The organism is Paenibacillus sp. DP01 (assembly GCF_044784315.1).
In the GTDB taxonomy this organism is placed as follows: Bacteria; Bacillota; Bacilli; order Paenibacillales; family Paenibacillaceae; genus Paenibacillus; species Paenibacillus polymyxa.
In genome coordinates this window covers 1,326,778-1,350,830 of sequence record NZ_CP173059.1, presented here as the reverse complement: position 1 = coordinate 1,350,830, position 24,053 = coordinate 1,326,778, and the positions used below count along the sequence as shown (strand labels likewise).

At 45.5% G+C, this 24,053-nt stretch carries 18 protein-coding genes; 1 reads left to right on the top strand and 17 read right to left on the bottom strand.

Annotation, left to right across the window (positions count from 1 at the left end):
• Positions 1–5: 5 nt before the first annotated feature.
• From ACH59B_RS05880 to ACH59B_RS05870, 3 genes are read right to left on the bottom strand one after another with little or no spacing between them, the layout of a single operon-like run.
• Positions 6–1,037: a class I SAM-dependent methyltransferase gene (locus tag ACH59B_RS05880; protein ID WP_017426431.1), complete on the bottom strand. Its 1,032-nt coding sequence runs from the start codon at positions 1,035–1,037 to the stop codon at positions 6–8.
• Complete coding sequence (gene uvrA / locus ACH59B_RS05875) at positions 1,034–3,949, bottom strand: excinuclease ABC subunit UvrA (protein WP_017426430.1); 2,916 nt, start codon at positions 3,947–3,949, stop codon at positions 1,034–1,036. Before uvrA ends, ACH59B_RS05880 begins: the two co-directional genes overlap by 4 nt.
• 39 nt (positions 3,950–3,988) lie before the next feature.
• Positions 3,989–7,084 carry a cyclic peptide export ABC transporter gene (locus ACH59B_RS05870; protein ID WP_231124957.1) on the bottom strand — a complete coding sequence of 1,032 codons (3,096 nt, stop codon included), beginning with the start codon at positions 7,082–7,084 and terminating at the stop codon, positions 3,989–3,991.
• Positions 7,085–7,668: 584 nt separating this feature from the next.
• Between ACH59B_RS05870 and ACH59B_RS05865 the strand changes: the two genes are divergently transcribed.
• Positions 7,669–12,159, top strand: coding sequence for a non-ribosomal peptide synthetase (locus ACH59B_RS05865; protein ID WP_038978107.1), 4,491 nt, complete (start codon positions 7,669–7,671; stop codon positions 12,157–12,159).
• Positions 12,160–12,339: 180 nt separating this feature from the next.
• On the opposite strand, the gene ACH59B_RS05860 is transcribed toward ACH59B_RS05865, so the two are convergent.
• The 14 genes from ACH59B_RS05860 to ACH59B_RS05795 all read right to left on the bottom strand — a co-directional run bounded on the left by ACH59B_RS05860 (position 12,340) and on the right by ACH59B_RS05795 (position 24,040).
• Positions 12,340–13,305, bottom strand: a complete 966-nt coding sequence (locus ACH59B_RS05860; RefSeq protein ID WP_017426428.1) for a glycoside hydrolase family 25 protein — start codon at positions 13,303–13,305, stop codon at positions 12,340–12,342.
• 154 nt (positions 13,306–13,459) lie between these two features.
• Entirely contained in the window at positions 13,460–13,906 is a 447-nt protein-coding gene (locus ACH59B_RS05855) for a holin family protein (protein ID WP_016821295.1), read from the bottom strand.
• A 109-nt stretch (positions 13,907–14,015) separates the two neighbouring features.
• Positions 14,016–14,894: a tail fiber protein gene (locus tag ACH59B_RS05850; protein ID WP_045244103.1), complete on the bottom strand. Its 879-nt coding sequence runs from the start codon at positions 14,892–14,894 to the stop codon at positions 14,016–14,018.
• A 15-nt stretch (positions 14,895–14,909) separates the two neighbouring features.
• Positions 14,910–15,299 (bottom strand): phage tail protein, encoded by a 390-nt coding sequence (locus tag ACH59B_RS05845; protein ID WP_017426424.1) that lies wholly within the window; start codon positions 15,297–15,299, stop codon positions 14,910–14,912.
• A 42-nt stretch (positions 15,300–15,341) separates the two neighbouring features.
• Complete coding sequence (locus ACH59B_RS05840) at positions 15,342–16,130, bottom strand: putative phage tail protein (protein WP_017426423.1); 789 nt, start codon at positions 16,128–16,130, stop codon at positions 15,342–15,344.
• A gap of 41 nt (positions 16,131–16,171) precedes the next feature.
• Positions 16,172–16,438 (bottom strand): hypothetical protein, encoded by a 267-nt coding sequence (locus ACH59B_RS05835; protein ID WP_017426422.1) that lies wholly within the window; start codon positions 16,436–16,438, stop codon positions 16,172–16,174.
• 59 nt (positions 16,439–16,497) lie between these two features.
• Positions 16,498–17,046, bottom strand: a complete 549-nt coding sequence (locus ACH59B_RS05830; protein WP_045244105.1) for a hypothetical protein — start codon at positions 17,044–17,046, stop codon at positions 16,498–16,500.
• A 14-nt stretch (positions 17,047–17,060) separates the two neighbouring features.
• Positions 17,061–19,748, bottom strand: coding sequence for a hypothetical protein (locus ACH59B_RS05825; protein WP_123796859.1), 2,688 nt, complete (start codon positions 19,746–19,748; stop codon positions 17,061–17,063).
• A 1-nt stretch (position 19,749) separates the two neighbouring features.
• Positions 19,750–20,424, bottom strand: a complete 675-nt coding sequence (locus ACH59B_RS05820; protein WP_045244107.1) for a putative phage tail protein — start codon at positions 20,422–20,424, stop codon at positions 19,750–19,752.
• Positions 20,417–21,568 carry a baseplate J/gp47 family protein gene (locus tag ACH59B_RS05815; protein WP_404303490.1) on the bottom strand — a complete coding sequence of 384 codons (1,152 nt, stop codon included), beginning with the start codon at positions 21,566–21,568 and terminating at the stop codon, positions 20,417–20,419. Before ACH59B_RS05815 ends, ACH59B_RS05820 begins: the two co-directional genes overlap by 8 nt.
• Positions 21,568–22,038 (bottom strand): DUF2634 domain-containing protein, encoded by a 471-nt coding sequence (locus ACH59B_RS05810; RefSeq protein ID WP_016821304.1) that lies wholly within the window; start codon positions 22,036–22,038, stop codon positions 21,568–21,570. The genes ACH59B_RS05815 and ACH59B_RS05810 overlap by 1 nt, the downstream gene beginning before the upstream one ends.
• Positions 22,025–22,432 (bottom strand): hypothetical protein, encoded by a 408-nt coding sequence (locus ACH59B_RS05805; protein ID WP_045244109.1) that lies wholly within the window; start codon positions 22,430–22,432, stop codon positions 22,025–22,027. The genes ACH59B_RS05810 and ACH59B_RS05805 overlap by 14 nt, the downstream gene beginning before the upstream one ends.
• A complete protein-coding gene (locus ACH59B_RS05800; protein ID WP_045244110.1) occupies positions 22,425–23,402 on the bottom strand; it encodes a hypothetical protein in 978 nt (325 codons plus the stop codon). Before ACH59B_RS05800 ends, ACH59B_RS05805 begins: the two co-directional genes overlap by 8 nt.
• A complete protein-coding gene (locus tag ACH59B_RS05795; RefSeq protein ID WP_025364227.1) occupies positions 23,399–24,040 on the bottom strand; it encodes a LysM peptidoglycan-binding domain-containing protein in 642 nt (213 codons plus the stop codon). Before ACH59B_RS05795 ends, ACH59B_RS05800 begins: the two co-directional genes overlap by 4 nt.
• Positions 24,041–24,053: the final 13 nt, after the last annotated feature.

The following is a 24,053-nucleotide window of genomic DNA, read 5'->3' as shown; positions in this document are numbered from 1 at the left end:
CCCCCTTACATTTGAATGATGGTGCCAATCCCATATGCGAACAGTCCCTCTTGCGGGTGACGAATAAACGGTTCTCGACAGCCCGTTGGGTCTACAAATTCCTGAAAGGACGGATAGCTTTGTTTCACTTCATCCCAGAAAACGCCAACATCATAACCTCTTCCCCACGTTTCAGGCCGCATGCTGATATCATGAAAAGCAATCATACCGCCCGGCGCCACCAACTCTTGATACATGCGGAAATCCGAACTCACACCACCGTAGGAATGATCTCCATCAATAAATAGCAGGTCAATCTGGCGATTTCCCAGAACCTTTTTCAAATCCTGTTTGGTCGAGCAGTGAAATGAACGATCGCGAATAAAAGAAAACTGCTGTTTCGCGCTGCCGAAACTGGAGTAAAGCTGCACCTCATTGTCATCCTGACCACCTCCATACGGTCCACCCGGATAATCAATACTGACGAGCAGGGCTTCCGGGTCGGCTAGTTGGCTCAAGCAATAAAATACGCCGCCGCTGGCTGTCCCGATCTCAACGACTGTTTTAGGCTTTTGGCGCTTCACGACCTCCAGAAAACGACGCAGCTCATAGGGATTCTGAATGGCTGGAAAAACAGGTACATGCTCAGCGACCTGCTCCAAAATAGCTCTTAACCGGATGGATTGCGGACTGGTTACGTCCTCTTTAAGATTTTCCGGGGAGAGAAGTTCAAACAACTCGGGCACGATAACCTTAGCCAAGAGTCCTTCTACATCAGGCTCATCTTCCCCGTCCACTAACCAGGCTTCCGGCAACTTAGGAAGCTTGTCCTCTGGATTCTCTCCTTTTTCAATGGCTGCTTTGAAGTGACTCGCCTGCTCCCGTGTTAGCTTCACATACCCAGGCTTCCATGCATGAATGAGCAGAAAATCACCTTTCACCTTGATATGATCCAAGCCAAACTTGTGCACCCATGGCAGATCGTTGTATCGCTTTTGCAAATAATAATTTAAGGGGCCTGTCGGAAGAATTCGTAAATGGTCCAATCTGTTACTCATGCTCTCACCTCGTCCTCGTTGAAATCCATTCCGACATTACGCAAAAATGAGCCGGTATGGGAATGCACACAGGCTGCAACCTGCTCAGGGGTTCCAGCCACCACCAGCTGTCCACCTCTGGTCCCTCCTTCGGGACCAAGATCCAACACATAATCTGCCGTTTTGATCAAATGCAGATTATGTTCAATGATGAGGACGGTATTACCTTCATCTACGAGCTGTTGAAGGATGGTTAGCAGACGCTGGATGTCGTCAGGATGCAAGCCTGTGGTCGGTTCATCCAAAATGTATAACTGGCTGCGCCCCTTTTTTAACTGACCTAGCTCCTCCACCAGCTTAATACGCTGGGCTTCCCCGCCAGATAATGTCGTTGCAGACTGACCCAGCTTCATATAACCAAGACCCAGTTGGTTCATAAGCTTCAGCTTGCTGTAAATAACAGGCTGGTCAGCAAAGAAAACTGCAGCTTCTTCAATACTCATCTCCAATACATCCGCAATATTCTTCTCTTGATATGTAATGGCCAGTATATCTTCGCTGTAGCGTCTGCCCCGGCACGTCTCGCACATCATTTCAACGTCAGACATAAACTGCATTTCAGTGACGATCACCCCGAGTCCTGAACAAACTTCACAGCGTCCACCCGGTGAATTGAAGCTAAAATGTGCATCCTTCCGTTGCAGCTGTCTGGCTCTTTCAGTCCTGGCAAACAACTTACGGATAGCGTCAAACACCCCCACATAGGTAGCCGGAGTGGATCGCGATGTTCGTCCAATTGGCTTCTGATCGATACAAATCACCTGATCAATCGACGCTTCTCCTTTCATCTCTACATCGTGCTTCAGATATGCAGGCTTACCATCCAGGTGAGCACGCAATTTTTCATATATAACGTTATGAACCAGCGTGGTTTTCCCTGATCCGGATACCCCTGTGACACAAACCAAGCAACCGAGCGGTATGCGTATGTTCAGGTTCTGTAGATTATTCTCCCTCGCTCCCAGCACCTCCAGATACTTCCCGTCACGAGCCTTTCTCCGCCTTGAGGGCAATGGAATACCTCGCCGGCCGGCCAAATATTGTCCCGTCAAAGAATTGGGATTGCTCATGACTTGTTCCACCGTCCCCTGTGCCACAATTTCACCACCGAGCGCTCCTGCACCAGGTCCAATATCCACAAGATAATCCGCTTGGGCCATAATCTCTTCATCATGTTCGACGACCAAGATGGTGTTTCCCAAATCCCGTAGCCTGTGAAGCATTGCTATCATTTTGCCGGTATCCTTCGGGTGCAATCCGACACTGGGTTCATCCAAAATGTAGATCATCCCCATCAGTCCTGAGCTTAGTTGAGTCGTTAAGCGTACGCGCTGCGATTCACCACCCGAGAGCATCGTCACCGGACGGTTCAGACTTAAATAGTCCAGTCCCATGTCGAGCAGCAACGCCAGACGAGTCTTCATTTCCCGTAAAATAGGCTGTGCGACAGCCGCAAGACTCTGGAAAAATCGGGGGGCCGCTCGCAGTAGTTCATCGCAGTATGCATGCAGCTCAACTAACGGCATATTCGAAAAATCACGGATCGTTTGATCCCCTACACGATACAGAAGACGTTCTGCCTTCAAACGGGCTCCTCCGCAGCTCGGACACACTTGTTCTATCATGACTGCCTTATCTTCCGCTTTCATGGCGCTCATTTCGTCCTTGGCATTAGCGTTGAAGCGCTCATAAATGAGATTCACAATGCCTGCAAATTTTTCATGCATTGGCTTGCCACCTGTAGCAGGATTCTCAATGGCAATCTTTTCCCCTTGAGTACCGTATAGCACAGCGTATAACGCCTCATTCGGCAGATCCTTTACCGCCGTATTCAGGTCAAAATGATACCGGGTCGCCAGTCCCTCTAAAATTTTTCGATTTTTATGAAATTTCTCTTTCTCGCATTGCCAGCCAAGCAGGTGGATCGCTCCTTCGGCCACACTTTTGGATCGATCAGGAATCACACGTTCGAGATTCACTTCATAATGTGTGCCAAGTCCTGTACATGTCGGACAAGCACCCAGAGGACTATTGGATGAAAAAGCTCCTGCCGAGATTTCACTGACCATCATTCCGCAACGGCAACACCCGGAGTTTGGAGTACATGCAGATCGTTTATCGACCATAGGTCGAATTTGCATCCATCCGTCTCCCACATCCAGCGCCTTGTCTACCAGAACTTGAATATCTTTGACTTGCTCCACGGAATTTGAAATCGTCACTTGACCAACCAGTACCTCCAGCCGGTTGTACTCTTTTCCTAGGTGTACTACCTGTGGAGACATACTGGAGAACAAAACTTCTGCTTGCTGTACATCCAGCAATTTTTGGTTCCAATTTAACTGGGTATAGCCCTTTTTTCGTATTTCCTTCAGCAACGCTACAGGCCCGCCATGTGGCATGGAAAGAATTGGCGCATATACATCAATAGATGTATCAGATGGATATTGGAGCACCTGCTCTGTGATTTTCTTTCTGCTTTGAACAGGCAATGCTTCCTGGCAATAGGGACAAACGGCCTGACTTGTTCGTGAAAACAATAACCGCACATAAGAAGAAAGCTCGGTCAATGTTCCCACCGTAGACCTTGGATTCCGGGACAACGTCTTTTGCTCCATCGCAATTGCCGGAGACAGCCCTTCGATCAAGTCCACATCCGCATCTTCCGTTTTTCGCAAGCCCATTCGCTCATATGCGGACAGCGACTCCATTAAGCGTCGCCGTCCTTCTGCATATAGTGTATTGAACACTAGTGACGATTTCCCTGAGCCGCTTACTCCCGTGAAGACGACCAATTGATCACGCGGAATCCGCAAAGAGATATTTTTCAGGTTATGCTGTCTGGCGCCTTTGACAACAATGTAGTTTTGCATGTTTAAGCCCACACTTTTTTATAAATTTTAATGGATTGGTTATGAGCCACTGACTTCAGCACTCAGTACTTCCAGCTCCTTCATCTGTCCCATTTCCATCTTCAGCAGGCGGTCTGCGGTATGAAAATAATGGTCATCATGCGTGATGGCGAACACAATTTTGCCTGCCGCCTTCATTTCAGGCAGAAGTGTATGATAAAAGAACTTTCGGAACTCTGGATCTTGATCCGCAGCCCATTCGTCAAACAAATATACAGGTCGATTCTCCAGATAACAGATCAACAGCGCAAGCCGCTTCCGCTGGCCGCCAGATAGCTTGAGCGTGCTAAAATATCCATCCTTAACCGTTACTTTATCCTCCAATCCCAGCCTTTTCAGATAAAGAACAATGTCAGATTGCTTTTCCTTATAATCAATGTCGTACAAACGCTCAAACAAATGGAAATCAGAGAACACGGTGGAGAAATACTCGCCCGAGGTACGTGGGTCAATGACTTCTCCATTGATCGTGATGTATCCCGTTTGTGGCGGGTAAAGAGCGGTCATTAGCTTGGCAAGCGTTGTTTTACCACTGCCGTTGCCGCCTGTAATAAAAATGATCTGTCCTTTAGCGGCCTCCAGCGTAATAGGTCCGACCACAAAGCTGGACTCTCCAGTCACGTTGCTGTACTCAAAGCTAAGATTGTGAAAACCAATGCGTTCCACAGCAACCTCTTCATCTACCCCATTCGCAGTATCATGTACTTCTCCACTGTCATTAGTTGGCATTTCCGCAATAAAGGTTTTAATTCTTCGCCAGGAGGTCCGAATCTGGAACAACTCCGGCACAGCCTGCAACAACCCGTTGATCGGTCCAATCAAATAAAGAAACACGACAACAAATTGAATTAATGTGTAATCCTTTATGTTCGGGAAAATCGTCGGGAACACAAAGGTTACTACACCTAAAATTAAAATCAGCAGCGTTTCGCCCAGCACCAGCGCATTGGTAAATTTAATACGGGACACCGAGCGTTTTTGCCGATACTGTTCACAGCTATCCTGAATATCGCTCCCGAACTCCGCCTTTTTGCGACCATGCATACTAAGCTCTTTAAAGCCTTTGAGCATGTGATCGATAAACCCCAAATATACGTTTTGGGTATCCCTCGCCTCTTCCCAATAACGGTTAGCCGTACCGCTGACAAGGCTATAAAATGCGGCGATCACCGCAATCACGACCAGCGAGAGAATTGTTCCCCAAAACGAAATCGTACCGAGATAAACAAAGCAGCAGATGACAGTCAGCAAGCTGGTTGCGAACCCGACCGCCACATTAGCCGAGAAGCCGACCATCTCCGTATCATTATTTAAAGTGGCTAAAATTTTGCCGTTGTCCATGCGTTCTAATTTGTCATAAGAGCTGTGCAGCACTCGTTGAATGAGTTCCATCCGTTTTCGATAAATCATGTTATAGGTGATCTTCACTAATTTGGTTTCAATCAGCTTGCGGCCGAAAATATATACTGCCAGCGCCAGCCCGAAATAATACAGCAGGTATTTGAGCGGAATCTCGCTGCCAATCGAGAAATTGACGATAAAAATGACAAAGGCATTCGCCGCACCGCTCAGCAAGCTCATCATCACCAACAAAGGAAGCGAACGTCTAGTTTCATCTGCGTTAGGGAAAAGCGTACCCAGCACCAAGTAGACAAAGCTCAAGAGCAATCCTAGGCCCAAGGCCCCAATCGCAAACGGAAAGCTAAACGGAGACCAGACAATCGCGGTTGTCCAGGAAACCCCCTGCATCGCAGTAGGAACCAGATAAACTCCATACAAAAACGGTGTACTGCAAAGTAAAAACACCAGCCATGTAAGCAGCTTTTTTGGATTCAAAGACTTATAAACACGTTGTTTGCGGATGATGTCCCGTACAACTGTAATCAGCAGAACTCCTACAGCCAGCACATAACATGCCAGCATAATCGTAATGACGGACCATGCATTATCTGTTTTCTGATCCGGCTCATACGGAGACACAGGTTGACGATCTCGTAAAATATCCATCAGGCCGTGACCCGTAATATACGTTAAAGTGGTACCGTTATTCGCCATAATCCCTACAGCGAGCTGATCTTGAGGGCGAAAAACCATATATGCAGAAAAATTCGGATTTAATCCAGCCTTCGACACCTCTCCATTTCCGCTTTGATAATCAGCCCAGCCCATAGCATAAGACGACATATCAAACTTGCTGGGAGCCACAGTGCGGTCAGGCGCATGCGTTTCCATAATTAATGGAGTCATGGGAGATTTCAGGCTGCCCAGTTGATATTTGAGCCAGGTAGCCAGGTCATTACCGTCCATCATGATATAACCAGCAGGACGATTTCCCCTAAAGACAGGGGATTGATATTCACGTGCTTGAAAAAAGCCGTTCTTGTAGCCTGTTGCCAGTGTGGGTGCGGCTTCTGTGGGGTAAAGAGTGGTCTTATGCAGACCCAATGGCTGAAAAATATGGGCCTTCATATAATCTTCGTAAGGCTGCCCCGTGACCTTTTGAATGACAGCCCCCACGATGGCATAGTTAATGGTGGCATATTCAAAGCGTTCGCCAGGACGGTTATGTAATTCTAAGCCATTCACATTCCTCACGACCTGTTCGAGTGAATCGACGCGGTTGGAGATCGGAATGTCGGTAATCGTATACCATGGAATGCCGCTGGAGTGGTGTAGCAACTGTCGCAGTGTAATCTCGACATTTTGGTGTTTGTACTTGGCTTGGAACCATGGAAAATACTTCGAAACAGGATCATCCAGCTTCAACAAACCCTGCTGCTGTAGCTGCAGTACGGCAAGTGCTGTGAATCCTTTAGAACAAGAGGCAATTTCAAAGCTTGTCTCAGGTGTAACAGCAGCTTGCTTGTCCACATTTGCATACCCAAAACTTTTGAGGTAGGCCGTTTCTTTTCCCCGAACCACCACTACTGTCATTCCGGGGATATGACCTTCCTGCATTTTCTCATGAATAAATGCTTCTAGACGTTGAGTCGTGGCTTGATCCAAACCTGCTGCGGCTTCCGCGTGATTAGGCAGAATACATGCCGCCACTAAAGCGAAAATCAGAATAACCGCTGCCATTTTTCTCATGATCATCTTTTTACATTCCATAATCGCTCCAGCTTTCTTTGTAATATGTAATCAAAGCATGCTTGACCAATATATGTAAGACTAATTATCTAGTAATTATATAAAAACACTAGGATAAATAGTATTCAAAACGAAGCATTCAATATGGCGTATAAATATGCGTAATTTTATATTTATTTTATGGATATTTAAGCAATTTATAATGAATATATATTAAATAGGAATGGGTTTATGTGACGAAAAATCGGGAGATTACCAGGTATTGATCTTAATTCGGAGAGTCAATTGCCAAAAATACGTAATAAACTAATAATTATCAATTTAATTGAATTTGTATTAACACCTTAACATTTCATCCCGTTCGGATGTAGTGAGTTAATTCACACTTTTTCGAAATTCCCTAGTAAACCTACAAAAACCTTTTAAAGGGAACTCGTATGTTTAAATTGGTATACAATTGTCGAAAATCTGTTTTATTTTCCTCATAAAAATACAATTTTTCTGCTTGATTGTTTTTATTTGGTCGGATAGCATCATTTTTATGTAGACTCTACGTTTTTCAAAATCTGCATGTATAAGGAGGCTAATGTATGTTCTATGCATTAACGCATGCTCAAAAAAGGATTTGGTATAACGAAAAAATACATGGTACGACGGCCATGCATAATCTGACCGGACTAGTACGCATTCAAAAGGAACTCGAGCTTGATGCACTGGAGAATGCGATTCAGCTCTTCATTTCCAAAACTGAAGGCCTCCGTATCCGGATCGAAGAGCAAGATGGAGAACCCGTACAATACGTTAAGCCCTATGAAAAGGAGAATATCGAATATCTCGATTTTAGTCATGAGACTGATCCTGTACAGCATTTTGAACAATGGCTGAAGGTCGTGAGCGGACAAGCGATGCCTCTGTTGAACTCCAAACTATATTCTTTTGTTATCTTTCGGCTGGGACCTGATGATGTTGGTTATTTGGGTAAATTTCATCATATTATTGCAGACGGTTGGGCTTTACATATCGTGTCGGAACGAATTTCGCAGTATTATACTCTACTAGTCAACCACCGTCCTCTCCCTGCTGATGAAGAATATTCCTACATACCTATCATTGATCAAGAACAAGCCTATCTAGCATCTGAACGTTTTATCAAAAATAAAATGTTCTGGAATGAAAAGTTTCAAACCTTACCTGATATGATACCCATCAACAAAAGTAAAGATATTTCGGCCGTTCGCTCATCCTTTGCCATCGATAGCGAAACCTCTCGCATCATCCAGAATTTTATCCAAAGCTCCAAGCTTTCTGTAAATGTGTTATTCGTATCCGCCCTTCTGCTTTACATCTACCGAACGACTCAAGAAACCGATGTAGTCATCGGGACACCTGTCCTGAACAGATCAGGAAAAAAACAAAAAAATACGTTTGGCATGTTCACCAGCACAATGCCGTTTCGTATCCAAGTGGATGAAGCTTTAGATGCCTACTCCTGGATGAAGCAGGTGGGAACAGAGCTAATGAATTTTTACTTTCATCAAAAATATCCGTATGATCTTCTGGCTGGTGGTTTGGAGCTTGCCCAAAAAGGATATAACGGTCTGTTTGATATGTGTGTTAATTATTACAATATGAAATTTAGTCCCCAATTTGATGGATGCCCCTATGAAGTTCAGGAGGTATTCAGTGGTTATCAGCCTTATGCCCTGCAGCTAGTTATACGTGATTGGGAGGGGAGCGGAAAAATTACGCTGGATTTTGACTATAGAGTGAAGACTTTCAGCGAGCTGCAGATTGCCAAAATGTTTGAGCATCTCATGCATATGATTCGCGAGATGATCGAGCAGCCATACACTCCGATTGCGGAAATTGAAATGCTGTCTACGCAGGAACACAATGAGCTAATCTATGAGCTGAATCAAACTCACTCCCCCTATCCTTCGTCCCTAACCATTACTCAGTTATTTGAACAGCAGGTCGTTGAAAAAGCTAATGAAATTGCCTGTTACTTTGAAGAGCAAACGTTAACCTATCGTGAGTTAAACGAACGAGCTAACCAACTGGCGAGGTTTTTAAAAAGTAGGGGGATTGGCCAAGAGAGTATCGTCGGAATCATGGCGGGGCATTCGTTTGAACTTATCATTTCGATCTTAGCTGTATTGAAATCAGGCGGGGCCTACCTGCCGATAGATCCACACTATCCAGCTGACCGTGTTAGCTTTATGCTGGAGGATTCCGGGGCTGCCTTGCTGCTCACCGACGCACCATTGGATGATGATATCTCTTTTTCCAGAGAAGTCTATCGTATGGATGATGCATCCCTGTACGATGGTGATGACTCCAATCTGGAGCCGAAAATCGGATCGGACCAGCTCGCTTATGTCATTTATACCTCTGGTTCTACAGGCAAACCTAAAGGAGTCGCAGTCCACCACAAGGGACTTGTGAATTACATATATTGGGCGAATAAAACCTACTTTACCGCCGCACGTGAGGTCTTTGCCTGTTATTCGTCAATAGCCTTTGACTTGACCGTCACTTCCATATTCACCCCATTAATCAGCGGTCATGCCATGAGCCTCTACAGGGATGACGATTACAGCGAATTTGTATTGTTTCGCATTCTGAAAGACCAGCGTACAACCATTGTGAAGCTTACTCCCGCCCATTTGTCCCTTCTTCAAGAGTCGAATATTCGTACATCGAACGTCCGCAAATTCATTGTAGGTGGAGAAGATTTCAAAGTCAGTCTTGCCCGGAACGTTCATGACATATTTGGTGGCAATGTTACTCTGTACAATGAGTACGGACCGACAGAAACCGTTGTAGGCTGCATGATCCATATTTATGATTCGAACCGAGATATCCGAAGATCCGTTCCTATCGGCGTACCTTCTGATAACGTGGCTATATATGTGCTGGATGCGTACTTAAAGCCTGTTCCTATGCAGGTAAAAGGAGAAATTTACATTTCCGGTCCCGGAGTGGCGAGAGGATATTTGAATAGACCTGAACTCACAAAAGAAAGATTTCTCGATAATCCTTTTGTTCCAGGAGAACGAATGTATAAAACCGGAGACTTGGGAATACGGCTGGAAAATGGCCTGATTGAATACCTTGGCCGGAAAGATCACCAAGTCAAAATCAAAGGCTTTCGTATCGAACTGGGGGAAATTGAAGGCGCGCTATCCTCATATCAAGGTATTCAGCACGTTGTTGTGAATGTAGTGGAATCGGACGAAGACAATAGCCAGCCTATGTTGTATGCCTACTATGTATCAGATGCTGCTGTCTCTCCCGAGCTTCTCAAAAATTATTTACATGCTTGTCTTCCCCATTACATGGTGCCTAGCCATATAATCCGGCTCGAGACCGTACCACTTACGTCAAATGGTAAGGTCGACAAGCGTAAACTTCCTGTACCAGACTTGTCCTCTGGATTAACGAGCATATATGAGGAAGCTCATAATGAGGTTGAAAATATTCTCGTACAGGTTTGGGGAGAGCTATTCCAGATGGCTAACATAGGTATCCATGATAATTTCTTCGCACTGGGCGGAGACTCTATTAAGGCGATCCAAATGACATCCAAATTAAATAACTATGATCTGGAGATAGGCGTACAGGATATTTTAGCGCATCCCAATATCGCGGAGCTTGCTCATTATACACGTCCAAAGCGTCAGCTATACGATTCAGCTCCAGCCAGCGGAGAAATTCTGCCCACTCCTATCTCCAGTTGGTTTATGGCGCAGACATTTCACAATCCTCATCACTATAATCAATCGATCATGCTTCTGCTGAAAAACGAAATGGATCGTTCCGCTTTGGAAAAGGCCTTTCAGAAGGTGATCGAGCATCACGATGCTTTAAGGATGAGCATGGAGCCTGATGGCAAGTTATTTTATAATCCAGAACTGGCCACCGTCTCGTTCAAGCTGGATTGTTACGATATGATGCATATTTCAGCCGAGGCCCGGCAACATGAATTCAATAACCTGGTGCATAACCTGCAATCCGGTTTCGATCTGTCCCACCGTCTTCCTATCCGCGCAGCTCTATTCGATCACGGACAGGAAACTCGGGAACTGTTCATCACTGCCCATCATCTGGTTGTAGACGGAGTTTCCTGGAGAATTATATTGGAGGATTTATTGAATGCATACCATGCTATAAAAGAAGATGAGGAGGTAAATTTCCCAAGAAAAACAGCCTCAGTTCAAGCCTTTGCTCAAGAACTCCATCACTATTCCACGACTGCGGATCTACGGAAAGAGCTAGAGTTTTGGCGCGAAATAGAGGGTGGAGTCCGCTATTTTCCAGCATCTATCACAAGCCTACCAACCGCTACCGTAAACTATGCTTCATGCGCTGTGGTTGAAGAACATCTGTCTCCTGTCCAAACGCACAAACTGCTCCATGAGATGTCTCAGGCTTACCATACCGAACCTGTAGATTTACTGCTGGCTGCCTTGGCGTTAAGTGTAAAGGAATGGACCGGATTGGACGATTTCACTTATGAGGTTGAGCATCACGGAAGGAGTCTAGATCACATAGATGTATCCAGAACGGTTGGCTGGTTTACTGCGTTATATCCCTTACGTATTCAAATGCCGGGCACAGAAATAGGCAGTATCCTTGCACATGTCAAGGACCTGCGAAGACGTGTCCCCCATCAGGGTATAGGTTATGGCATCTTAAAATATATGCTAGGGGCTATTGAAAAGCATACAGACATTCGTCCTATACGCTTCAATTATCTGGGACAATTCGATCACGAAAGTCAAAGTTCAGACTATGTATATAGGGATACTTCAGACCGTCAAAATGTAGACAACGCCAATCATCTAACAGCCGCCATCGAGGTCAATAGCCTGATTGTTAACGACCAATTGGTGATCGATATGATGTACAGCACAGAAATGTTTGAAGAGGAAAGTATAACTGAATTTATGCATATGTATGTCCAAGCAATTATTCGGATCATTGATTTTACCGTTCGTCAGCAGAATGTTCATTTCACTCCTTCGGACTTTGAAACCGCTCAGATTAGTCAGGAGGATATTGAATTACTTTTCGAGTAAAGATGCATTTTCCATTTACCTTTTTTTGGGATTCAACCTATTCAGAGGTCATAAAAAACATCACTTAACCATAAGGGCAGGCGGCTGCATTTAACCGCCTGTCTATTTAGGCTTCGCTCGTAGTTTCTTTACTCATTTCATATAAAAGTGGGATGGGCAGTGTATAAGTTCTTTCGAAGATCATTTGGCTTTTTTAAACACACCCAGACGGTTCAACACGACCAGTAAGCGATAAAAATCATAACTGCTTGGCAGCTTCGCATCCACAATCGGACTTGCCGGATTAACTGCAACGGCGGCAGCTACCGCTTCCTTGGCCCAGACCGGTACAGGCATAGCCTGACGCGCCTCCAGTTCAGCTACTCGCTGATCCACCTTTTTAATATACGCGCTCTGTTCATTTAAAGTTTGCTTGAGCACATCTTTGCTGTTTTCAAGGGCGTCTATCTGCTGCTGCAGGGCCTTAAATGCCGCTTTTTCCTCTGCTGTCATTGGCTCATCCCCCTCTTCTCCTGCAAATGCTTGGCGTAGCTCGGCCTCTGTTCCGGCATATACATTCAGATCCACAGGCCCTTGAATGCCATCAACCCGTCCACTATCGCTGTATTGCCAGAAATCCCAGCGCTTCCATGCTGTGGTATCACTAGGGAGTCGTGTACTATAACGTGCAATCCACAGATTATAACTACCCAGCGGGTCTTTAAAATGGGCAGCAAAAGCATTGCCCGTATATACCATCGGCTTGCGGCCGCTTACTCGTTCAAATTCCGTCAAAAATGCCAGCGCAATCTCATGAATCGCGGCCGAGCTAAGCTTTCCCGGATTGTTTTCATAATCCATCACCGCTGGTAAGCCGAGCGCTTTCGCGCCTCCCACCTGATCCAGTACCTCGGCGAAATGTCTGGCTTCCCCTTTGGCTGCGTTTACACTGGTTGCATCTACAAAATGGTAAGCTCCCAGCAGAAGCCCGGCTGCCTTGATCCCTTTTGCATTCATGATAAATGTTGGATCAACGTAACGCTGTCCTTGACTTGCTTTAATAAATGCAAACGATTTACCATCGGCTCGTACGCGTTTCCAATCAATCGTTCCCTGATATCGGGACACGTCAATGCCTTCGGCAGCATTAGGGATGCGATTTTGCATAAGGCGCTCCCTCCTTGTCATTCATAATGTTGTAGCACGCTGTCTCTGTTATCCATATGCTTGGACCAAGTAAACGGTCTGGGCTTTTCCATTTTTACGCCGAAAAAGGGCGAAAAGGTAGTCTTCCTTTTTTGTAATGGCGACAGTCAGCACTTTATAAAGCTTTATTTTGCTTGTCAGAAGGATCGGTTGGCTTTATTTTTTCCCCACTCGACTTGGACTCAAAAATGGCTACCGCATTTCGCAAAATATCCGGCATCGGCACTCCCATTCTGCCCACATTTTCTATAATGGACAACAGCTCGTTCGCTAAATAAAAGAAAACGACGGCATCCCGGAAATAGTGTGCATCCCCGAGAATACCGTCGATTAGATGGGCTACCGTAATGAGCAAAAACACGGTAACCTTGCGAAAAATACCGTAATATCCTTGGCGGCTTTTCAGCTCCCCATTAATCCAGGCCGCTGCCCATCCGGTGAAAAAGTCGATCACGACCATCCACCACAGCAACGTCAGCATTGTAGTCCACCCCCCGAAAAAATAACCGATCAAGGTCCCCGTGGAAAACCCCAGCCAAATCTGATCGATCTTTTCATGCATGTTTGTTCCCCCTTTTGAATCTAGGTTTAAAATGAATGCCCTCGGTTAATCCAAGGGCATTTAAAACACGCGGTGCGTGGCATTATTTAGTTGTTACTTAGCTCTGTTCTTATTCGAAAGCATACCATTGATAAGCTTGTATTTTAACATTGTTAGATATATAAACAGTTGCACTGATATTAAAATTAAACCCACCCGGTACTCCTGAATAAGAAACAGAAGCATCTGCACCTCTATAAGTGCGAATACCTGCAAGATTGCTGATATAACCGTTATAATCACTAGTACTACTGGAAATAGATATGTTAACCAATACGATGCTAGGTGTAAACGATAATCCTGAGATTGCTAAAGATAACAAAGGATTAGTAGATGTTGCGGATACCTGACCATTAAAATTCCCACTTGCAGATTTTTTGGTGGATAATCCACTTATTACCGCCGCTAACTGATCTCCGGTCATACCAGAGTTGGCATTACCGCCTTTGCCAGTGATAGCGTTAGCGATCTTTGATTTAAGATCACTGGCTTGTGTAAAAGCTTGGTCTGCCCGATTGTAAGCTTCATTCGCTCGATCATTAGCAGCTTTTACCGCACTAGGCGTAGCTGCCTGATCTGTAGCTGTACTCCCTGTGGAAGTATTAAGCTGCACAATCCCTCTCGCCTGTGTTGACGCAGAAGGCAAATCTGATGCAGGGTGACTATGCTGCTTAGGAGCTGCATATTGCTCTGTATACTTCTTGGCATTTCCCTCTGCTGCGCTCCAGGCCGCTTGTTTGGCTGCCGTAACATGGATCTCTGTATTGCTGGCATGATTGTCTAGCGCTTCCTTGGAAGCAATCCCGTTTCCAGCCGGGTCCTTTTTGATATTTTCAACCTGCGCGGCCAATTCCTGATCGTTTGCATAAAGAGTATCAATGGGGACATTCAGAACGTCCGCATGTCCTTGGTCGGTAGTAACAAATCTGCGTGGTTGTTGTATGCTCATATTTCTTCATCCTCCTTAATAAATATCATCAATTTCGAAAACAAACTCCATATCACTGTCCTTGACCTTATTAGTCATCGTACGGACAGCTGTTAATTTACCAGCCGAATCTACCAACGCAAGCTCATTAATAGTCTCACCCACCAATTCATTTTCTGCCAGTGAGCAGGTATACCGAATGGTTGCAGGAGCAATGAATTCTGAATTGGTAATATCCTTCTGAACCAATTCCTTTCTCAACACCTGTTCTGTTCCCTCCAATGGCAGTGGCTTCCCTGCTTGATCCACACCCCCACTACCAAACGCCATTTTTACCACTTTTGTCAGTGTTCCTCCTTCAGCGCGGGCACGTGCCATCTGTTCCCTTGCGTAAGCAGTTGTAACTGTCAGAACTTGTTCTGCCATACTTATCATCCCTTCTATCTTTAAGATAATTTCTTTATATATTTAAATTGAAATGACTTCCTCGGTTGAGCTTAACATCTGACTCCCATCCAGCATCATGCTGCCATCTAATGTCCAATAATGGTTTCGAATTTTCACGTTGGCTTCCTGATGATGATCCATTCGATGCTTGATGACTAGTCTCGTACGGTTGAAATATCGCATAGGTTCCTCTGTCCATCCGGACAAAGAGGCTATCCCGTCCAGTAGCTCGACACCATCTAAGTACCATGGCTTCCCACCAAAAAAGCGGGCTCTCGAACGTAATCGAATACGAGAAACCATTTCATTCTCATGAAGAAATGCAAGCCTAGTTTTGTTATTCATATAAAATGCAAGATGAGCAGGCTTAATATCCTCGATGATCTTTTTGAAATCAATCATATTTTCAGGAATACGGTTTTCAAAACTTATACCAAACTTATATTCCATCGGATGAAAGTCTACTTTCCCTTCCACACCAAAAGAGTTCATGATTTTCCGTACTAAGTCTCCTGAAAATTTACCGCTTCCACGGAGTTTCGACTCCACAACAGAACGTCGCTGTTCCAACGGCTTTTCCAAATCGACCGGGATACCTAACTCCATCTCCCAGCTTTCCAGCGCCCAAGTGGCTGTGCGAACAAAAAATTGCGCCAATGTTTCATCCAGCGCGAGATATAGAGCATCTAGTTCGCTACCCTTTGCATCCATATCTGCATACATTACGCGAGAGGTTTCGTAATAGGCTGGCAGACAGGAGAATAGCTCTTGTCCACGCGAACTGGACATTAGATCCATTCTTTCATACATACTCACTCCTCCTTTGAGTACAGGCATTTTTGCTCTGTGCTCTATACCGTCTTCTTACGGAAAATAGAGCTATACCATTTAACCGTTTCTCGCTGTGCACTAGAACCCTCCATAGATGGTAAATTCTCTACGTTATCCAATTCCAGATCAGAACGATGGGATAAAATCATTTCCAACACTTGTTTACGTTGTTGTTCATTTAAAGCATAGCTTCCAATAATAGATGCTACATGGTCTTCTCCCCGATCATAGCGGGTAATACAGGCATGAGCACAAATGCGTAACTGAGCCTCTGTTAAAACGGTCATAGTTATGACTTCACCTCTTTCAATAGGTCTTTTGAAGTTAAATAGGAGTAAGTACTTGTTTAATTTCCTGTGTTACCAAGCATGAGCTGAGTCAAAGTTAATTCAAGATCTGCTATACGCTGCTTCAATAGATCTGTCTCACTTAGCTGTTGTTCCGATTTTTGCGTCAGTTCTTTAATCGCTGCCCCACTTAATCCTTCACTCCAGAATGTCGTTGGATCTCTTCGTTCTGGGGCTGTAAATGTCTGAGCAAGATATCCCGGCTCGTCACCACGTTCATTTTCCAGCATGTTCTGCCATTCATCATGTAGCTTCTGAAATGCAGCTTGAGATTCCTTGCTGAGTTGCTCATTCATCTTCTGGGCTTCTAACAATTTTTCATCATATTCCGCTTCATGGGTTAGCCAGGATTGAATGTCAAAATGGGGCTGGTATAATCCCGGTGGAACTGGAATACCTACGATATAACCAGTAAGTTTTTTTTCCTTCATAGTCTGATTCATGGTTTCTAATGAAGCATAAAAAGGGACGACTCCCACAAAGGCATCGTCCACAAGTTCATCCTCTAGATAGAGGCCGTTTGGATTTACTTTAGGAACCGCTCTCAATTCGGTCACTCCCCTTATTTTGCACGGTATTTAAAATCAAGTATCAAATAAGAATTGTGTACTGCGTTATCGCATTGTATACTGGTCTCGCCTACATATATAGTTGAGGGATAAGGGACACTACCTTCAGCAGAAAGTGCCGCAACCTCCATAGGTCTTTCTGCCTCATAACCGGCTGGTAACATAAATATCTTTGTTCCAAAAGCAGTGACACCTCCGCGAATAAATCCCTGTACATGTACCCAGCCCTGAGAATCCTTACAGTAGCCTAATGGTCTACGAGTATTATCATAGTTAACCCATCCGTTAAGTAACGTAGGTGCTATCCATTTTAAAGTGTTTTTTTGCTCTCTCCTCTCATTTTCAACGACCGATAAAAGTGCACTATTCTGTTGAACACTATCCACCAAGTCAAGCAAAAGCGTTTTTTCGTTGGCTGTGTAAGTTCCGATAAAGGTGGCAACGGGTGAACGATCAAACATTAAGTAGGTAGTTTTATAAGACGACGATAAATCGAAATTAGCAGCTAATGTATACACTTGCTCTTTACCATAGGTGGATTGGTATTGATCTGAAACTGCAGCAGTTCTCCATGACAAATCTTTTTTACCATCTTTATAGACGGATAGGATTTTATTTACTTTATTTTTTAAAATACTCGGATCATCTGTACGACCGTTAATATAATAGGCCCCGTTTGTGTAAACAGCCTTTGACCGTTCACGTAGTATAATTCCCGTACCGATTTCAACCTGATTCTCACCCTCCATAAAGGTTAACTGTCCCTCGCTAACGATAGGTTCAACAGTAGGCGCCTCAAGCTGATAAGTGAGTTGTTGCGTTGTCCAATTTCCATACCTTGTGTATGCCAAGGAAGCTATATCTGTTGTTGGTAATGTTGTAACGAAAAACGTTGCAGATGGCGTACCGTTAGCCACATAAATTGAATCTATTGGGCACCACGCCTTGCCTGCTGCTTCGTTATTAAAGGGTTTGCTTACATCCCCTTGTCCCGCAAGATACATCTTCCAACCATTAAAATACGCCTTAATTTCGTCCGATGTCGGTATATAGCTGTCTCCCCATCCGCTATCTGCAACCGACACCCCTATTTGAAAATTATCGTACGTGCCATTATTACTCGATGAACCTATATTGAGGCTGTCAGATTGACTAGTTACAGTTGCATAATCCGATTCTTTAATAACCTTGCCGTCAAACTTGACAAATATCCCAGTACCATTTATGGCTGGTATTATTCCGTTGTTTGGTGAGCCTACCGTTTTAATCCCTATTACCGATGTGTAAAATGCATACTCCCGATTATCATCCAGCACTAGGGTTTTCCACTTCTTAGACTTAAAATATTGGCCCTCCCGCTCAAATACCGTATCAGCATTTTCGCCCGTAACAGGATCGGCATGCAGGTCTGCTTGTAATGCCAGCATGGAGTCTTCACGGGGTTTGAATGGTTTGGCAATGCTTCCGATGTTAAGCATCATTTCTGAAAAGACAAACGTACCAAAAACACCTGTGTCCGCTCCAACTATAATACGCAATCCATATGTCCCCGCAGGAGTTGTAAACGTCTGTGACAAAATATGCTCACCGTTAGCGACTGCATATGGACCAGTGTCTAAGGGTTCTCCAACGTAACTCCCGTAAGCATCTAGCGCGTGAATATTATAGTATCCACCTGCACCAATGACTCCGCCGATATTAGATACTGACACTTTCATAGATAGAGTATAAATTTTACCAGCTGTAGCAGGAAGGTTCCAAGCATACAAGCTATATCCCGCCGTACTTTTAGTGATAGTGGCGACATATGGAGCAGTAATTTTTTTTGAACCTGCAGTCACGCTGTTTTCAGCTTCATAAATGCTAGGCAATAAATTCTCGCCATACCGAATCGCATACGGATTACGCACAGGCATAATGCTGTCTACATATGGATATTTAGTAGATACTTGTTCAGGTGACATGCTATCTAGGGTAGCATATTCTGAAGCGCTGACCTCATAAAGACGAATAGCATCTGCATAAAAAGCTTGACCAGTTGCTGTTGAAATCGATGAAACTTCCAGGTTTATCGCAGTATCATTTGTCGGTGCACATTTTGTATAGATCGTTACGAATCGACTTTGATCTTTTGACTGCTTGAGGGCCTTATTACCACCTGTTGAAAAGTTTACATAGATATTGTTTGAAGCATTGATGTTTTTAACATCAGCTAGGGCGATATAGTATCTTCCACCAGTAAACTTCAATCCGGTACTATACACGTTATACACACCGGAGGCATTCTTTGCAGTAACCTTGATAGATCCTGCACCCTGCGCCTTATTAGATGTTTCAACTGCAAGATCAGCTTCCCAACCTAAAAGGCTGCCGATTCGGTCACAAGAGCCTGCCCGCCCCAACAAATTCACTAACGTACGCCCGCTCAGCCCCGTCAACGAAAATGGCGCAGCCTTTTCCGTATGAACAATCTGTACCCCAGGTTCCAAAGTTACCGCCTTACGCTCTGTTGTATTCAAACGCTTCCTAATCTCATTCACACCGTCATTCACGTCACCAGCAAAATCATCTACAGCCCCCCAGTTTTGATCCAAGTACTTCTCTAGATCAAAATACGTTGTTTTGGGCGATGTGCGGTCAATTTGATTTAAACCAAGATTCGGTGTTTTTTCGCTTGCCATGTTATGCGCCACCTCCTAAATACCTATCCTGTGTTGTAAGTTCATTTTCATAGAAGGTCATGGACTCCACTTCGGCAATGGTCAGGTAGCGTAATTTGTACTCCACTGCCATGTGAGCGGGCTTGATCTCCTCAATGGCTGCTTTCAGGTCCTCCACGTTGGGGGGAATCCCAATGGTATCCATAAATTTGACCGTAAATCCCCATTCGGTAGGGTGAAAAGTAACATCTACCGTGCCTCCGTCATACGCCTCAGCTACATTTTTGGCAAGCTTGCCTGAAAAAGTCCCTGCCCCCCGCAGCTTCGATTCCACCACTGCGCGCCGCTGATCCAACGGCTTCCCCAGATCGGTTTCGATCCCTAGCTCCGTTTCCCAGCGTTCCAGCCCCCAGGTGGCGGTACGTACGAAAAACTGTCCCACCGTTGCATCCATTGCAAGATACAAGGCGTCCAGTTCGCTTCCTTTAGCATCCATATCGGAGCGCATCACACGTGAGGTTTCATAATAGGCAGGCAAATAGGAAAGCAGCTTGCGTCCCCGCTCGCTGCTCATTTGGCTTACTGTATCTCTCGCTATTGCTACCCGGTTAGCAAAGGTGTCACCACGGTTTACACGTTTTCCCTCGTCAGGGTTATTCAAAAACTCTTCAAAACTGTCTATTCCGTTGTTACTCACTGACGCTCACCGTCCCCAGCACGGCTACCTGACCTGATCCAATCTCAATATTCTGATTGCTCTGTCCGTTGATTTTCAGCTCAGAGAAATCAATAATAATCGGAATGTCCAGCAGCACAGCAGAAATCCGGGTATACCGTACCAATGGATCTGCCTTGTAAAAAGCAAGCTGCTTCAAATACGTCCGCACACCGTTTTCGATCAGCTTTTTGATTTCATCCAGTGTGGACGGCTTCTCTTTGGTGCGCTGTACCTTGACCGAAATGTTTATTTCCACTTCTGCCGCTGGCATGATCGTCACCACAGGACCTGCTGGTGCTAACCCTTCGCCTTGCCCATCCTGGGTCGGATCGATATACTTCTGCACCTCAGCCACGATTTCCGGGCTGGCAGCGCGTTTATCCGTATCCAGCACATATAACCCCACTGTTCCTGGCCCTTTCCAGAGTGGAACAACTTCTACGCCACCCACTCCAGCAATCTCATTCGCCCACTGGGTATACTGCGCCTTGTTGCCGCTTGTACCCTGGTTCCGCACCTTGGCATAAAAACGCTCCAGCAACAGCTGGTCGCTTTCAATGTCTGTGCCGCTTTTGGTTTCCTCCGTATTGATCACGGAGGAAACCCCGCTAATCGGAGTAGCCATCACCTGAATGACACCCGCTGGCACGTTGCCGCTACGTCCAGGATTGACCGCCCGAATGGCCGCTTCCCCGCTACCCTGTTCATCCAGCGTGACTGAGGTCGCGGTCGCATACTCAATGGAGGCTTCCCCAGATACATCATCTGCCGGAGTCGCCACCAACGTTCCTGATGGAACGATTGTTCCCGCTGTGCCCTTGAACGTGACCTTACCTGATGCAGCAACGGCTTCCCGCCGTTTCACTCCATGCTCTGCTGTCCGCAAATCCAGTTCCGGCGAGCGAAAATCCGGGTTATCACTGGCTGCTGTGCTGGCAAACCCCCGACGCAGCAGCTCCTGCGCCCAGATTGCCGCTTCAGAGAGCATAAATGCTACTGGAGCCTGCGCATCCCAAATAAAAGAGCCCTCGGACTTATCTATGTCCGAAGGCACTTTTTCCAGCATTCGATTTAAAATTGACTCTTCCGTCTGGTCTACCAAATATTCCGGCAAGTCTGCCATTAGATCACCACACTTTCCACAATTTCTGTCTCATCCCGCACGTTCGTAATCTGGCAGCTAAAATAGCATGCCTCACCTTCCCAGCGAAACGTGAACTGATCCACACTAGCCGTACGTGCATCTGCTAGCAACGCCTCTGTGACCATGCGCTTAATTTCACTTTCTTGCACACCGTGCCCATAGCTGCTGCCAATCAGCTCCTCCAGCTCACTTCCATAGTCAGGCGAATAGATCACATGACGATAGCGAGGAGTGCGTATGGCTTTTTCACACCACTGTACCCAAGCTTCTTTCTCGCCTGTAGTCACGATTTTACGGCTAGGGCTCATTACAAACTCCCCAGCTTCAAAATCAAATCTCCAGCTTCGCCCAAATACAGCACGGTTATCCTCCAGTACATCCGGGTCAGTCACATCTGTGTCTGTCCAGATCATATCATCTGTTTCGGGAAACAAATTAGCCACGTCCATTCACCACCTTGCACACGACCACCACATCGTTACCACTATTCACCCGTACCGCCAGTACACGATCCCCGGGCTTAAGTCCTTTGTTCAGGCTCAGATTTACATCCTCCAGCTCATCCTCCCCGATATAAAAGGAAGTTTTCAGCTCTTTGCCCTCCCAATTTTCGGGTTCCACCGAGGTTGAGGTACCTTTGTACATATGGCGTGGTACAGATAGCAGCCCCGGCAGCTCGGCGACTAGATAATCCTGAAGCTCATGTTTAAAATCATCCAGCTTGAGTCCTGTGGAGGTGATGGTACCTAATACTGCACCTACTCCACTAAGCGCTTGCTTGGTGTGTTTATGAAATGAAGATTGCAGCGCAGTGGCTAAATGCCCGTAGGGGTCCTTATTCAAGGTAAAACCTCCTTTTTACATCGTCATACGTTCCGAGCTCCAGCGACATACTTCCAGGGTTGCCCAATTCCCTGCTTACTGAAATCACCAACAGCTTCATGGTCCCTAACATTACCGCGTCTCCTGCTCGAATCGTATTCATATCTGGTGCATTTACCGATATCGTTTGTTGTATGCCTCTCAGCTTACTTTTGGCCAACTCACGTGCCGCCGCACCCGATTTCACCTCGTCATCCTGTACGATCACCTGAAGTGTTCCATATTTGGCAATATCCTTTTCCTCAAGCGCCATCACCTTGGAAGGAACCTCTTTCCCCGTTTCACTGGCCGCCGTAGCCAGCACCTTCACTCTCGTGGCTGCGCCTTCCAATGTACGGGATTGTGTCGTATCGGTCACTTTCTCCAAAACATATACATCTTTGTTCGTGCCCAGTTCGTACAGCTCCAAGCCGGAAGAAATCATACGTGGATGATACAGCTTGCCGCCCGCCTTGGCCGTCTCCCGCAGATCGCCCAGCATCATGGAATAAATGGACTGCGTCCGGTATACGGCGCGCCCAAGCTGCTTTTTTGTGTCTGGCAAAGAAGCGATTTTCAGCTTCCAATCCCTCGCATATTTCTGAAAACGCTGGGTAGCCGTCTGCTTGGCAGGAAGTAAATATTCATCCTCCGACTTGTCCAAATATACCGTACGGTCATATAGCGTCAGCGTCATACGTTTAAGCCCGTTGTTGGAGGTTTCCACTTCCCAGATCACCGCTGGAGATAACAAAGGAACATAGTCTTTTTTACCATAAGGAATACCACTAACCCGGATTGACATCCCTGGAGAAATGACCGGCATATCGGACGTAACGACCAAATTGACCGTCCCCTGATAGGCGATTTGCTCCAGCGAATCTCTTAAATTAATGTTCTCCACAAGTGGCGAAAGATCATATTTATCCTGTAAAATGACTTTATAGCTCATGACAGCACCAGCTTTTGCCCCGGTTTAATCGCATTCGGATTTTTCCCGATGGTCTTTTTGTTAAGCTGATAAATGCGACTCCATTGCGAGCTGTCTCCCAGCTCCAGCTTGGCAATTTTGGACAAGGAATCTCCCGATTTAACCGTGTAAGTTTTCTTTTTTTCTTTCATATCCGTGCGAGGCTTTTTGTTGACTGTCACAGACTTCGAACCGGTACCAGATTTTTTGGCTACTTTCATTTCGCTCCAGGTTCGCAGTGACAAATCAAAATTCACATCCCCATATTCCCCGCCCCGAAAGGTCGAATTATGAGAAGCTACAATTACGGGTACGTTCACAGCTGTCTCCGTAATGATAAAACGTAGCGGACTCTTGGATAACAAAAAGCCATTCAACGTGTTCATGGCCTCCTGCGGATCAGGGATGTCTTCATATGTGCAATATGCTGGATTGTATTCTTTCGGAAAAAAAGAAGAGAAGGAGATTTCCTTCACCTTCTCCCCTTGTGGAAAGTCAAACTCCCCATAGGATAAAATCGTCGTTGTATCAAATCCCTTTTGTCGTGAAATCGTTACTTCCTCAGGATTTACTGGAAACTGAAACTTTTTTCCCTTACCATCCGTCAAACTAAATTCCATCTTTATCCTCCTT